Below are 12,498 nucleotides of genomic sequence, written 5' to 3'. Positions count from 1 at the left end.
CGTCGGCCGCCGCGGCGGCGACCTCCGCCCGGGCCAGCGCGATCCGCCCGGCCCGCGCGGAGCGCAACGCGTCCCAGGTCAGCAGCACCAGCGCCAGCCACACCAGCCCGAACCCGGCCCACCGCTCCGGCGGCATGGCCTCGTGGAAGTACACGATCCCGAGCAGGAACTGGAAGACGGGCGCGAGGTACTGCAGCAGCCCCAGCGTGGTCAGCGGCACCCGGATCGCGGCCGCTCCGAAGCACACCAGCGGGATGGCCGTGACGAGGCCGGTGGAGGCCAGGAGCACCGCGTTCCCGCCGCCCTCATGGCCGAAGACCAGCTCGCCCTGCGTGCTCAGCCACACCAGATAGCCGAGCGCGGGCAGGAACTGCACGGCGGTCTCCGCGGCCAGCGACTCCAGTCCGCCGAGGTTCACCTTCTTCTTCACGAGCCCGTACGTGCCGAACGAGAACGCGAGGATCAGCGAGATCCACGGCGGCTGCCCGTACCCGATCGCGAGCACGAGCACCGCGAGCAGCCCGACCCCGACGGCCGTCCACTGCGCGGGGCGCAGCCGCTCCTTGAGCAGCAGCACGCCGAGCGCGATGGAGACGAGCGGGTTGATGAAGTAGCCGAGCGAGGCCTCCACCACGTGTCCGGCGTTCACCGACCAGATGTAGACGCCCCAGTTGACCGTGATGACGGTCGCGGCGAGGGCCACGAGCCCTAGCCGCTTCGGCTGGCGCAGCAGCTCCCGCGCCCAGTCCCACTTGCGTACGAAGAAGACCATCGCGATGCCGACGAAGACCAGCGACCACACCATCCGGTGGGCCAGGATCTCCACCGATCCCGCGGGCTTGAGCAGCGGCCAGAACAGGGGCACGAGGCCCCACATCCCGTACGCCGCGAAACCGTTGAGGAGCCCCGTCCGCCCCTCGCTCCTGCGCTCCGAACCTGCTGCCGCCCCGTCCTGCACGGACCCTCCTCATGACACCCGGCAGCCCCGCGGCGGCCTCCAGCAAGGTAGCGCCGCGGGGCGGTCCGCGTCATGCCCGTATCGCCATACGGTCCTGACCGCGGGTCCGGCTACTTCAGCGCCGCGGCGACGGCGTCCGCGAGCGGCGTCGTGGGGCGGCCGATGAGGCGCGCGAGGTCCCCGGTCCGCCGGGCGAGCAGGCCCTGGCCGATGGCGGTGTCGACGCCGACGAGGAGGTCGGCGAAGGGGGCGGGGAGCCCGGCGCCGAGCAGCACCTCCCGGTTCTCCTCGGGCGTCACGGAGCGGTGGACGATCTCCTTGCCGGTCTGCCGCGTGAGCTCGGCTGCGTACTCGTCCAGCGACCAGGCGACGTCGCCGCTCAGCTCGTAGGCCTTGCCCTCGTGGCCTTCGCCGGTCAGCACGGCGGCGGCCGCCGCGGCGTAGTCGGCGCGCGAGGCGGAGGCGATCCTGCCCTCGCCCGCGTTCGCCAGGACGGCGCCGTGCTCCAGGACCGGGGCCAGGTTCGCGGTGTAGTTCTCGTGGTACCAGCCGTTGCGCAGGAACGTGTACGGCAGGCCGGAGTCGAGGATCGCCCGCTCGGTCGCCTTGTGCTCGTCGGCGAGCGCCAGATCGGCGTCCGGGCCGCCGAGGATGCCGGTGTACGCGAGCAGCGCCACGCCCGCGTCCTTGGCGGCGTCGATCACGGCCTGGTGCTGCGGTACGCGCCGGCCGACCTCGCTGCCGGAGATCAGCAGCACCTTGTCGCCGGAGCGGAATGCGTCCCGCAGGGTCTCGGGCGCGCTGTAGTCGGCGACGCGCAGTGCGACGCCGCGGTCGGCGAGGCCGGCCGCCTTGTCCTTGTCGCGCACGACGGCGGCGATCTGCCCGGCGGGGACGCCCGCGGCGAGCAGTTCTTCGACGACGAGGCGGCCGAGCTGGCCGGTGGCACCGGTGACGACGAGGCTCATGTCTGAAAACTCCCTCAGTGGTTTTTTCTGTCCCCGTTGACCCCCGTTGTTCCCACCGTAGGGGTAGCGCTGTGGATTCGTAAGTACCCACTTTGAAGTAAGGTACTGGCATGGCAGTAAGCAAGGCGCGGCAGTGGACCGCGGGCGACGCGGGCATGTGTCCCCAGCGGATCGTCCTCGAGCACGTCACCAGCAGGTGGGGGGTGCTCGTGCTGATGGCGCTGGAGGAGCGGTCCTTCCGGTTCAGCGAACTGCGCCGGGAGGTCGGTGGCGTCAGCGAGAAGATGCTGGCGCAGACCCTGCAGACCCTGGAGCGGGACGGCTTCGTGCACCGCGACGCCCAGCCCGTGATCCCGCCCCGCGTCGACTACTCGCTCACCGCTCTCGGCCGGGAGGGCGCCGCCCAGGTGCGGTCGCTCGCCGAGTGGACCGAGCGGCGCCTGGCCGAGGTGGCCGCGGCGCGGGAGAGGTACGACGGGGTCCGGGCGGCGGCGTCGTCCACCTGACGTAACTGGGCCGTTCGGTACCGGGGTCGGGGTGCGCAGTGCCGTTCGGCCCGGCATGCCCACGGCACATAAGGGGCACACACCCGATAGGGCGCCGGTCTACACCAAACCCGCCATCCACCCGTGCGCCCCCCGTCCGCCTCCCGCGCCGCCAGGGCCTGCCCGGCACTCTGGAGGGGGAACGTTTCGCCCGCTCAGCCGACCCGGGGGTTGTTTTGACATGGCCATACTGAAGCCGGATCTGGGGAAGGTCGGTTCCCGGCTGCGGGCCGGGTTCGCTCATCGGCGGCGGGTGGCGGGCGAACTGACCAGAGTCGTCGAGGAACTCCTGTGCGAGGTCCGTCGCGCCAACCTGATCCAGGCGCACCGCCTCAGCATGGATCTGATGGACCGCTCCATCGACGACCCGGCGCTGGCGGACGCCCGCAGCACGCTGGAAGGGGTCTCCCAGCACCGTCGCCGACAGCTGATCTTCGCGAACAAGGAGTACGCGACCCTCCTGCTCTTCCACCGCATCGACGAGATCGACTGGGACGAACTCCTCGGGCACTTGCGGGTGTTGTGCCTCAACGACGTCTTCGCCGAGTACTGGACCCGCACCGCCGAGCACCGGCGCAGCCTGCCCGCGGACTCGTTGGAGCGGCGGGCGGGCGAGGTGGTCGACTCCGTCTTCGAGGAACTGGCCGACGACCCGGACGAGTGGTGGGTGGTGGGCTCCGTCCAGGAGGCGTCGAGTGACGGGCAGTCTCCCTCCGGGTGAACCGACACACCCGGGGCGATGCGCCGCCACGGAGTTCGACGGACCCCCGCCAGGCGGGTCGCTCTTCCTCAAGTCCCAGTTCAGCGCGGTGCGTTGAACGGGCCCGGCCGTCCGGTCGGCGCGCCGCGCCCGCCGCCGGGGCCGCCGGCCGCGCACGGCCTCTTCTTCGACGAGTTGCCGCGCCCATAAGGTGTGCGCTGCTGCCCGTTCCGGGCGGCCCAAGGCCAACCGTCCGAAGAATCTGTGGCGGCACACGCCGATCTCCAGGTCCGTACAGATCGACGCTCCACGGGACGGGCGGCCTGTGGTGAGGTCGCGCCGCCTCGCAGGAGGCAATCCGATGTCCTGGCGTACCAGATCCAGCCGCCCGCCCCTTCGCTGTGCCGACGCCCCGTCGCGTCGGCGGCCCGTCGCAGCGGGCGGGGGCGCCCGGTGAGGATCGTGCGCCGCATCGGCGATTCACCACGGATGCGCGGCAGCCTCACCAATGAGACCTGCCCGGACATCTTCGAGCTCGCGGACGGCAACTTCGCCGTCATCGGCACTGAGTCGACGGCCGCGCTGGACGGCGAACTGCCGCCGGACGCCGCCCGCGCCGACTACGAGCGCATCGTCGTGATCACCAGGGAGACCCTGATCCGGGCCAAGCGCGACATCCCGGACGCCTGACGCCGTACCGCGCGCAAGGGCCGGACCTCTCGACGAGGTCCGGCCCTTGCGCGTACGTACGGGAGGGGCGGGTCAGCCCACCACGGTCCAGGTGTCGCCGCCGGCCAGCAGTGCGCCGAGGTCGCCCTTGCCGTCGCGTTCGACGGCGGTGTCGAGCTGGTCGGCCATCAGCGTGTCGTAGACGGGTCGTTCGACGTCGCGCAGGATGCCGATGGGGGTGTGGTGCAGGGTGTCGGGGTCGGCGAGGCGGGACAGGGCGAAGGCCGTGGTCGGGGACGCGGAGTGCGCGTCGTGGACCAGGATCTGCGACCGGTTCTCGTCGGTGACGGCCACGACCTTGAGGTCGCCGGTGGCCGGGTCGCGTACGACGCCCTTGGACTGTTCCGCGCCGAAGGTGATGGGCTGCCCGTGTTCGAGGCGGATGACGGCTTCTTCGGCCTGCTGCTTGTCCTTGAGGACTTCGAAGGCGCCGTCGTTGAAGATGTTGCAGTTCTGGTAGATCTCCACCAGCGCGGTGCCGGGGTGGTCGGCTGCGGCGCGCAGCACCGAGGTGAGGTGTTTGCGGTCGGAGTCGACGGTGCGGGCGACGAAGGAGGCCTCGGCGCCGATGGCGAGGGAGACCGGGTTGAACGGGGCGTCCAGGGAGCCCATGGGCGTCGACTTGGTGATCTTGCCGACCTCTGAGGTGGGGGAGTACTGGCCCTTGGTGAGGCCGTAGATGCGGTTGTTGAAGAGGAGGATCTTCAGGTTGACGTTGCGGCGCAGGGCGTGGATGAGGTGGTTGCCGCCGATGGACAGCGCGTCGCCGTCCCCGGTGACCACCCATACGCTCAGGTCGCGTCGTGAGGAGGCGAGTCCGGTGGCGATGGCGGGGGCGCGGCCGTGGATGGAGTGCATCCCGTAGGTGTTCATGTAGTACGGGAAGCGGGAGGAGCAGCCGATGCCGGAGACGAAGACGATGTTCTCCTTCGCCAGGCCGAGTTCGGGCATGAAGCCCTGTACGGCGGCGAGGACCGCGTAGTCGCCGCAGCCGGGGCACCAGCGCACTTCCTGATCGGACTTGAAGTCCTTCATGGACTGCTTGGCCTCGGCCTTGGGGACGAGCGACAGAAGCGTCTGCCCGGCGCCCCCGGGGCTTTCCGGGGACTCCGTGGTCTGCGTGTCAGCCATCGATGGCCTCCTTGAGAGCCGTGGCGAGCTGCTCAGCCTTGAACGGCATTCCGTTGACCTGGTTGTAACTGTGGGCGTCCACCAGGTACTTGGCCCGGATCAGGGTGGCGAGCTGGCCGAGGTTCATCTCGGGGATCACCACCTTGTCGTAACGCTTGAGGACGTCGCCCAGATTCCGCGGGAAGGGGTTGAGGTGGCGCAGGTGGGCCTGTGCGATCGCTTCACCGGCGCCGCGCAGGCGGCGCACGGCGGCGGTGATGGGGCCGTAGGTGGAGCCCCAGCCCAGGACGAGGGTGCGGGCGGTGCCGGCCGGGTCGTCGACCTCGATGTCCGGTACCTGGATGCCGTCGACCTTGGCCTGGCGGGTGCGGACCATGAAGTCGTGGTTGGCCGGGTCGTAGGAGATGTTGCCGGTGCCGTCCTGCTTCTCGATGCCGCCGATGCGGTGTTCGAGGCCGGGGGTGCCGGGGATCGCCCAGGGCCGGGCGAGGGTCTGCGGGTCGCGCTTGTAGGGCCAGAACACCTCGGTGCCGTCGTCCAGGGTGTGGTTGGGGCCCTGGGCGAACTGGGTGCGCAGGTCGGGCAGTGCGTCGACCTCGGGGACGCGCCACGGCTCGGAGCCGTTGGCGAGGTAGCCGTCGGAGAGCAGCAGGACCGGGGTGCGGTAGGTGACCGCGATCCGGGCGGCTTCCAGTGCGGCGTCGAAGCAGTCCGCCGGGGTCATCGGCGCGACGATCGGCACCGGTGCCTCGCCGTTGCGGCCGTACATGGCCTGCAGCAGGTCGGCCTGCTCGGTCTTGGTGGGCAGGCCGGTGGAGGGGCCGCCGCGCTGGATGTCGATGACCAGCAGCGGCAGTTCGAGGGAGACGGCGAGGCCGATGGTCTCCGACTTCAGTGCCACACCCGGGCCGGAGGTGGTGGTGACCGCGAGCGACCCGCCGAACGCGGCGCCCAGCGCGGCGCCGATCCCGGCGATCTCGTCCTCGGCCTGGAAGGTGCGCACGCCGAAGTTCTTGTGCTTGGACAGCTCGTGCAGGATGTCCGAGGCCGGGGTGATCGGGTACGAGCCCAGGTAGAGGGGCAGGTCTGCCTGCCGGGATGCGGCGATCAGGCCGTAGGCCAGGGCCAGGTTCCCGGAGATGTTGCGGTAGGTGCCGGTCGGGAACGCGGTGGAGGCCGGCGCGACCTCGTAGGAGACCGCGAAGTCCTCGGTGGTCTCGCCGAAGTTCCAGCCCGCGTGGAACGCCGCCAGGTTCGCCTTCATGATCTCGGGCTTCTTGGCGAACTTCTGCTTCAGGAACTTCTCCGTGCCCTCGGTGGGCCGGTGGTACATCCACGACAGCAGGCCCAGCGCGAACATGTTCTTGGAGCGTTCGGCCTCCTTGCGGGAGAGGTCGAATTCCTTGAGCGCCTCCACCGTGAGCGTCGTCAGCGGCACCGGGTGCACGTGGAAGCCGTCCAGCGAGCCGTCCTCCAGGGGACTGGCCGCGTACCCCACCTTGGCCATCGCCCGCTTGGTGAACTCGTCCGTGTTGACGATGACTTCGGCACCGCGCGGCACATCGCCGATGTTCGCCTTCAGTGCGGCCGGGTTCATCGCCACCAGCACGTTCGGCGCGTCGCCGGGAGTGAGGATGTCGTGGTCGGCGAAGTGCAGCTGGAAGGACGAGACGCCCGGCAGCGTGCCGGCAGGCGCGCGGATCTCGGCCGGGAAGTTCGGCAGCGTCGACAGATCGTTGCCGAACGACGCGGTCTCCGAGGTGAACCTGTCACCGGTGAGTTGCATGCCGTCACCGGAGTCGCCCGCGAACCGGATGATCACCCGATCCAGGCGCCGTACGTCCTTGCCGGAATCACCCGCGGACGTGCGCTGCTCCCCGACCACTGCGCTGTCGGCCCCGTCTGCCTGCTCGGCTGGGCTACTGACCTGGCTGGTCACTGAACTGGACCTCCTTCGAGGCGGCTGTTCCCCAGGCCCACCCTACGTCCGCAAGGGGTGCCTTCCTCTGAGCGATTGCATGATGGACCACGAAATGAGACGGCATGTCGTCCCGCTTTGCCATGATCTACCAGCCCCCCGGAGCCCTGCTTGAGCGATCTGGAGGGCGCCTGCACTCATCCTTTTGACCTGGGTCCAGGGCGCCCTATCTGACAGAGTGTCAGTTGATCAAGATTTCAGATAGGTGAGGACAGCCAGAACCCGGCGGTGATCCCCGTCACTCTGGGACAGGCCCAGCTTCAGGAAGATGTTGCTCACGTGCTTCTCGACCGCGCCGTCGCTCACCACGAGCTGCCGGGCGATCGCGGAGTTTGTCCGCCCCTCCGCCATCAGGCCGAGGACCTCGCGCTCGCGCGGGGTGAGATTGGCCAGCACGTCCTGCTTGCGGCTGCGCCCGAGCAACTGCGCGACCACCTCCGGGTCGAGCGCCGTGCCGCCCTCGGCGACGCGGACCACCGCGTCCACGAACTCCCGCACCTCGGCCACCCGGTCCTTGAGCAGATAGCCCACGCCGTGGCTCGATCCGGCGAGCAGCTCGGTGGCGTACTGCTCCTCCACGTACTGCGAAAGGACCAGGACCCCGAGCCCGGGGAACCGGCCGCGCAGCTGCACCGCGGCGCGCACGCCCTCGTCCGTGTGGGTCGGCGGCATCCGTACGTCCGCGACGACCACGTCCGGCAGCTGGTCCTGCGCCCCCAGCTCGGTGATGGTCTTGACCAGCGCGTCCCCGTCGCCGACACCGGCGACGACCTCGTGCCCGCGGTCGGTCAGCAGCCGGGTCAGTCCCTCCCTGAGCAGCACTGAATCCTCGGCGATGACGACCCGCACCCTGTCCTCCATGTTGCTTGGCCCCCCAGCGCCCCCGTGCACCTGTGCACGGGGGCCAGTTCTGACGGGTCCAGCATTCCAGGATCCGGACCGGGGTGCGCCCACGCGGCGGGAATCGTGGTGGATCCCTCCGGGTCAGCGGCCGGAACGCGCCGCCGAGCCGGTCCCCTCGCGGTCCGTCCTCAGGCCCGGCGCCAGGGCAGCTCGGCCGTCACCCGGGTCGGCCCGGCCGGCGGGGAGTCGACCAGCAGGATGCCGTCGACCGCGTCGAGCCGCTCGGCCAGGCCCGCGAGGCCCGAGCCCGTGCCGGCGTCCGCGCCGCCGACGCCGTTGTCGTGGACCTGGAGCATCAGGCGGTCCCGCGTGCGCCACACGTCGACCGTCGCGCGGGTGGCGCGGCTGTGCTTGCTGACGTTCTGCAGCAGCTCGGAGACCGTGAAGTAGGCGATGCCCTCGATCGCGGGCGCCGGGCGCTCGCTCAGGTCGACCTCCACCGACACGGGCACCGTGCAGCGCGAGGCCACGGAGGACAGGGCGGCGTCGAGGCCGCGGTCGGTGAGCACCGCCGGGTGGATGCCGCGGGCCAGGTCGCGCAGTTCCTGCAGGGCCGTCTTCACCTCGCCGTGCGCCTCGCCGACCATCCGGGCCGCCTCCTCGGGGTCCTCGGCCAGCTTCTCCTTGGCCAGGCCCAGGTCCATGGCGAGGTTGACCAGGCGGGCCTGCGCGCCGTCGTGCAGGTCGCGCTCGATGCGGCGCAGGTCCGCGGCCGCGGTGTCGACGACGACGCCCCGGTCCGACTCCAGCTCCACCACGCGCGAGGCGAGCCGCGACGGGCCGAGCAGCCCGGCGACCATGACCCGGTCCACCGTCGTCAGCGCCCGCACGACCCACGGCGTCGCCAGGGTGACGAGCAGGCCGACGCCCGCGGTCAGGGCGATCTCGAAGGGGTTGTTCAGGTAGACGGAGTGGTGGTCGTCGCCGTACAGCTGCAGGCCGGCCTGGCCCGCGTACATCGGGAAGACCCACTGCCACAGCGGGTACGTCAGCAGGGCCCAGCCCGTCGCCCACAAGGAGAGGGCCACGGAGAACGCGAACGTCGCCCACGGGAAGTGCAGCACCGTGTAGAGCAGGTGCCGCCACGAGACACCGCTCTTGAGAGTCGCGCCCATCCACGCCAGCGGCCCGCCCTTGCGCGGTCGTACCGGCTCCGGTGTCCCCACCTCCAGGCCGAGCAGCCCGCGCGCCCGCACCCGCTCCAGCGCGCCGATGCCGCGCGCCCCCGCCAGCGCCGCCGCGAGCACCGGCACCCCGATGAACGTGACGAGCAGGCCCACGCCGAGCGACATCATCGTCACCGACCAGACGAAGGCGGCGGTCGCGATCGGGAAGCTCAGCAGCTGATAGGCCAGCTCCCGCCAGGTCCGCCCCTCGATCGGCGCCCGCAGCCCGGCCGGCAACCGGCCGAGGCCGCGCCGCCGGGGACCGGTCCCGTCGTCGTACCCGGTGTACTCGTCGTACGCGTACGCGTAGTCACCGCGGTGACCGAACTCCTGCGTGGCCATGGGCGTCGTCCGTTTCTGCTCGGGTCCGCTGCTCTGATTCCAGGGTCCCCGGGGGCGCCGCGACCGGCCATGCGGCGGGTCGGCGTCTTCGACCGGGGGTTTTCCCTACCCCTGAGAGGTGTGCGCGGTCCGGTCGCGCCACGGCAGTTCGGCCGTGACGAGCGTCCCGCCGCCGTCCGGTGAGTCCACGACGAACAGGCCGTCGACCGCGCCGAGGCGCTCCGCGAGCCCGGCCATGCCGGTGCCCTTGTCGACGCTCGCGCCGCCCTGCCCGTCGTCCTGCACCTGGATCAGCAGCCGCTCTCCCGACCGCCACACCTCGACCGAGGCGCGGGTGGCGCGGCTGTGCTTGCTGACGTTCTGCAGCAGCTCGGAGACCGTGAAGTAGGCGATGCCCTCGATCGCCTCGGCGGGCCGCTCCGGCAGATCGGCCGTCACCTTCACCGGGACCGTGCAGCGCGAGGCCACGGAGGACAGCGCCGCGTCCAGGCCGCGGTCGGTGAGCACCGCCGGGTGGATACCGCGGGCCAGATCCCGCAGTTCCTGCAGCGCCAGCTTCACCTCGCCGTGCGCCTCGTCGACCATGCCGGCCGCGCCCTCGGGGTCCTCCAGGAGCTTCTCCTTGGCGAGGCCGAGGCCCATGGCGAGGTTGACCAGGCGGGCCTGCGCGCCGTCGTGCAGGTCGCGCTCGATGCGGCGCAGGTCCGCGGCCGCGGTGTCGACGACGACGCCCCGGTCCGACTCCAGCTCGGCGATCCGCCGCTCCAACTCGTCGGACGGGGACAGCAGGGCGCGCACCATCGCACGGTCCGCGTTGGTCAGCCCGCGGGCCAGGAACGGCAGCACCGGCCACAGCACGAACAGGCTCACCAGCGTCAGCGAGAACGTCAGCACGCCCCACGGCAGCCGGATCACCTCGTACAGCACCGCGCGCCAGCCCACCGGGTCCTTCAGCCCGTTCCACAACCAGCCGAAGAAGCCGTCCCCCTTCCTGCGGGGCATCGGGCTCGGCTCGTCGATGCGCACCCCGAGCAGCTTCCTGGCGCGCCCCCGCTCGGCCCGGCCGAGCAGTCGCGCACCGGTCAGCCCGGCCGCGATCAGCGGCAGCCCGATCACGGTGACGGTCAGTCCGGCACCCAGCGCCAGCATCGTGATCGCGTACACGAATCCGAACACGGCGAGCGGGAAGCTGGTCAGGAGGTACGCGATCTCCTTCCAGGTGTGTCTGTCGTACGCGAAACGCGGCGGCGGCAGCACCGGGCGGTCGCCGGAGGCATCGAGTTGCTCGGTCATAGCGAAAGGGTGCCTTGCGCGCGCCGCGCGGCGCCATGAGGCGGACTGCCCGGGACGAACGGGGGTTAACCCCACCCCGCCCGCGACAGAGCGAGCACTCCGGCCGGGACCGGGAGGCTTACCGTCTCTTTAACAGGCCCTAGACTCCCGTGCGTACAGATCGTCGAACACGAATCATCAACGAACACGCGAGGGGCGCTGAGACGTGACCGTCATCGCGGCGGACTACTTCCGGTCGTACTCGGTGGTCGGGCTGCTGGCCGTCGTCGGCGTGCTCTTCGTCGCCGTGGCCTTCGGCGCGGGACGCCTGCTGCGCCCGGTGGTCCCCACCCCGGAGAAACTCCTCACCTACGAGTGCGGCGTCGACCCCGTCGGCGAGGGCTGGGCGCACACCCAGGTCCGCTACTACGTGTACGCGTTCCTCTACGTGATCTTCGCGGTCGACTCGATCTTCCTCTTCCCCTGGGCCACGGTCTTCGCCGCACCGGGATACGGCGCGGCGACCCTCGTCGAGATGTTCCTCTTCCTCGGCTTCCTCGCCGTGGGCCTGCTGTACGCATACAAGAAGGGCGTCCTTACGTGGGCGTGAGTGACGTGGACGTGAGTGATGTGACCCCCTCGGAGCCCGTGTACCTGCCCGAACCGAAGAGGCTCGGCGTGCTCTCGCGCCTGGCACCCGAGCCGATGAAGGTGGTCCTCAACTGGGGCCGCCGCTACAGCCTGTGGGTCTTCAACTTCGGACTCGCCTGCTGCGCCATCGAGTTCATCGCCGCGTCCATGGCGCGCCACGACTTCATCCGGCTCGGCGTCATCCCGTTCGCCCCGGGCCCGCGCCAGGCCGACCTGATGGTCGTCTCCGGCACGGTCACGGACAAGATGGCGCCCGCCGTGAAGCGGCTGTACGAGCAGATGCCCGAACCCAAGTACGTCATCTCGTTCGGCGCCTGCTCCAACTGCGGCGGCCCGTACTGGGACTCGTACTCGGTGACCAAGGGCGTCGACCAGATCATCCCCGTGGACGTGTACGTGCCCGGGTGCCCGCCGCGTCCCGAGGCGCTGCTCCAGGGCATCCTCAAGCTCCAGGAGAAGATCGCCCGCGAGTCGCTCGGCGAGCGGTACGCCACCGGCGGCCACGCCTCCGCGGCGGCGCTGAGCAGCCCCCTGGTGCAGCCCCCGGTCCCTGGCGCGGAGGGCGGCCGATGAGCTGGCTGCCGAGTCCGGTCGAGGAGTTGTTCGGCGCGGAGGCGACGGTCGAGGAGGCGTACGACCTGCTGACGGTCGACGTCCCGCCCGCCTCGTGGATCGCCGCTCTGCAGACGGCCCGTACGACGCTGGGCTGCACGTATTTCGACTGGCTGAGCGCCGTCGACGAACCCGGGGCCGGGTTCCGCGTGTGCGCGCACGTCGCGGCCGTCGCCCCCGGCTCCGTACGACGTCTGCTGCTGCGCACGACCGTGCCGCACGCGGCGCCGGCCCTGCCGTCGGCGGTCGACGTGTACGCGGGCGCGGCCTGGCACGAGCGCGAGACGCACGAGATGTTCGGCGTGGACTTCGAGGGCCACCCCGGGCTGGACCCGCTGCTGCTCCCCGACGGCTTCGAAGGGCATCCGCTGCGCAAGGACTTCGTGCTCGCGGCGCGCGTCGCGAAGGCGTGGCCCGGCGCGAAGGAGCCGGGGGAGTCCGGGCACGGCGGGCCCAAGCGGCGGCAGATGCTGCCGCCCGGCGTGCCCGATCCGAACGAATGGGGCCCGCTGAAGGGCCAGTTGCCGCCGGCGCCGGCCCGTC

General features: G+C 71.0%; 13 protein-coding genes. 6 read left to right on the top strand and 7 right to left on the bottom strand.

Annotation, left to right across the window (positions count from 1 at the left end):
- Positions 1-877, bottom strand: an 877-nt coding sequence (rarD, locus tag G3I40_RS01980) for an EamA family transporter RarD (protein WP_203643226.1), incomplete at its 3' end; no start/stop codon positions are given.
- A gap of 191 nt (positions 878-1,068) precedes the next feature.
- Positions 1,069-1,926, bottom strand: coding sequence for an SDR family oxidoreductase (locus tag G3I40_RS01975; protein ID WP_164300399.1), 858 nt, complete (start codon positions 1,924-1,926; stop codon positions 1,069-1,071).
- A gap of 110 nt (positions 1,927-2,036) precedes the next feature.
- Between G3I40_RS01975 and G3I40_RS01970 the strand changes: the two genes are divergently transcribed.
- The 3 genes from G3I40_RS01970 (at position 2,037) to G3I40_RS01960 (ending at position 3,861) form a co-directional block, all read left to right on the top strand.
- Positions 2,037-2,432: a helix-turn-helix domain-containing protein gene (locus G3I40_RS01970; RefSeq protein ID WP_239091463.1), complete on the top strand. Its 396-nt coding sequence runs from the start codon at positions 2,037-2,039 to the stop codon at positions 2,430-2,432.
- A 220-nt stretch (positions 2,433-2,652) separates the two neighbouring features.
- Positions 2,653-3,192 carry a DUF6082 family protein gene (locus G3I40_RS01965; RefSeq protein ID WP_164300398.1) on the top strand — a complete coding sequence of 180 codons (540 nt, stop codon included), beginning with the start codon at positions 2,653-2,655 and terminating at the stop codon, positions 3,190-3,192.
- Positions 3,193-3,624: 432 nt separating this feature from the next.
- Positions 3,625-3,861, top strand: coding sequence for a hypothetical protein (locus G3I40_RS01960; protein ID WP_164300397.1), 237 nt, complete (start codon positions 3,625-3,627; stop codon positions 3,859-3,861).
- A 72-nt stretch (positions 3,862-3,933) separates the two neighbouring features.
- Here G3I40_RS01960 and G3I40_RS01955 read toward each other — a convergent pair whose 3' ends face one another.
- From G3I40_RS01955 to G3I40_RS01935, 5 genes are all read right to left on the bottom strand, one after another.
- A complete protein-coding gene (locus G3I40_RS01955) occupies positions 3,934-5,031 on the bottom strand; it encodes a 2-oxoacid:ferredoxin oxidoreductase subunit beta (protein WP_164300396.1) in 1,098 nt (365 codons plus the stop codon).
- On the bottom strand, positions 5,024-6,970 hold the full coding sequence (locus tag G3I40_RS01950; protein WP_164300395.1) for a 2-oxoacid:acceptor oxidoreductase subunit alpha: 1,947 nt from the start codon (positions 6,968-6,970) through the stop codon (positions 5,024-5,026). The genes G3I40_RS01955 and G3I40_RS01950 overlap by 8 nt, the downstream gene beginning before the upstream one ends.
- Before the next feature lie 228 nt (positions 6,971-7,198).
- Positions 7,199-7,870, bottom strand: coding sequence for a response regulator transcription factor (locus G3I40_RS01945; RefSeq protein WP_164300394.1), 672 nt, complete (start codon positions 7,868-7,870; stop codon positions 7,199-7,201).
- A 170-nt stretch (positions 7,871-8,040) separates the two neighbouring features.
- Positions 8,041-9,420: a sensor histidine kinase gene (locus tag G3I40_RS01940; RefSeq protein WP_164300393.1), complete on the bottom strand. Its 1,380-nt coding sequence runs from the start codon at positions 9,418-9,420 to the stop codon at positions 8,041-8,043.
- A gap of 105 nt (positions 9,421-9,525) precedes the next feature.
- Positions 9,526-10,713 carry a sensor histidine kinase gene (locus tag G3I40_RS01935; protein ID WP_164300392.1) on the bottom strand — a complete coding sequence of 396 codons (1,188 nt, stop codon included), beginning with the start codon at positions 10,711-10,713 and terminating at the stop codon, positions 9,526-9,528.
- A gap of 205 nt (positions 10,714-10,918) precedes the next feature.
- Here G3I40_RS01935 and G3I40_RS01930 point away from each other — a divergent pair, with 205 nt between their 5' ends.
- The 3 genes from G3I40_RS01930 to G3I40_RS01920 form a co-directional block, all read left to right on the top strand.
- Entirely contained in the window at positions 10,919-11,302 is a 384-nt protein-coding gene (locus G3I40_RS01930) for an NADH-quinone oxidoreductase subunit A (RefSeq protein WP_164300391.1), read from the top strand.
- A gap of 5 nt (positions 11,303-11,307) precedes the next feature.
- Entirely contained in the window at positions 11,308-11,916 is a 609-nt protein-coding gene (locus tag G3I40_RS01925) for an NADH-quinone oxidoreductase subunit B (protein WP_164300401.1), read from the top strand.
- The coding region (locus G3I40_RS01920) for an NADH-quinone oxidoreductase subunit C (protein ID WP_164300390.1) at positions 11,913-12,498 on the top strand (586 nt) is incomplete at its 3' end. The genes G3I40_RS01925 and G3I40_RS01920, both read left to right, overlap by 4 nt.

It is taken from the genome of Streptomyces sp. SID14478 (assembly GCF_010548525.1).
Taxonomy (GTDB): Bacteria; Actinomycetota; Actinomycetes; order Streptomycetales; family Streptomycetaceae; genus Streptomyces.
The sequence above is the reverse complement of the archived record's forward strand: the minus strand, read 5'-3'. Positions and strand labels throughout refer to the sequence as shown.

Bases quoted from the DNA above. Each gene is read 5' to 3' on its own strand.
- G3I40_RS01975 (WP_164300399.1), bottom strand. From the start codon at position 1,926: ATGAGCCTCGTCGTCACCGGTGCCACCGGCCAGCTCGGCCGCCTCGTC.
- G3I40_RS01970 (WP_239091463.1), top strand. From the start codon at position 2,037: ATGGCAGTAAGCAAGGCGCGGCAGTGGACCGCGGGCGACGCGGGCATG.
- G3I40_RS01965 (WP_164300398.1), top strand. From the start codon at position 2,653: ATGGCCATACTGAAGCCGGATCTGGGGAAGGTCGGTTCCCGGCTGCGG.
- G3I40_RS01955 (WP_164300396.1), bottom strand. From the start codon at position 5,031: ATGGCTGACACGCAGACCACGGAGTCCCCGGAAAGCCCCGGGGGCGCC.
- G3I40_RS01945 (WP_164300394.1), bottom strand. From the start codon at position 7,870: ATGGAGGACAGGGTGCGGGTCGTCATCGCCGAGGATTCAGTGCTGCTC.
- G3I40_RS01940 (WP_164300393.1), bottom strand. From the start codon at position 9,420: ATGGCCACGCAGGAGTTCGGTCACCGCGGTGACTACGCGTACGCGTAC.
- G3I40_RS01935 (WP_164300392.1), bottom strand. From the start codon at position 10,713: ATGACCGAGCAACTCGATGCCTCCGGCGACCGCCCGGTGCTGCCGCCG.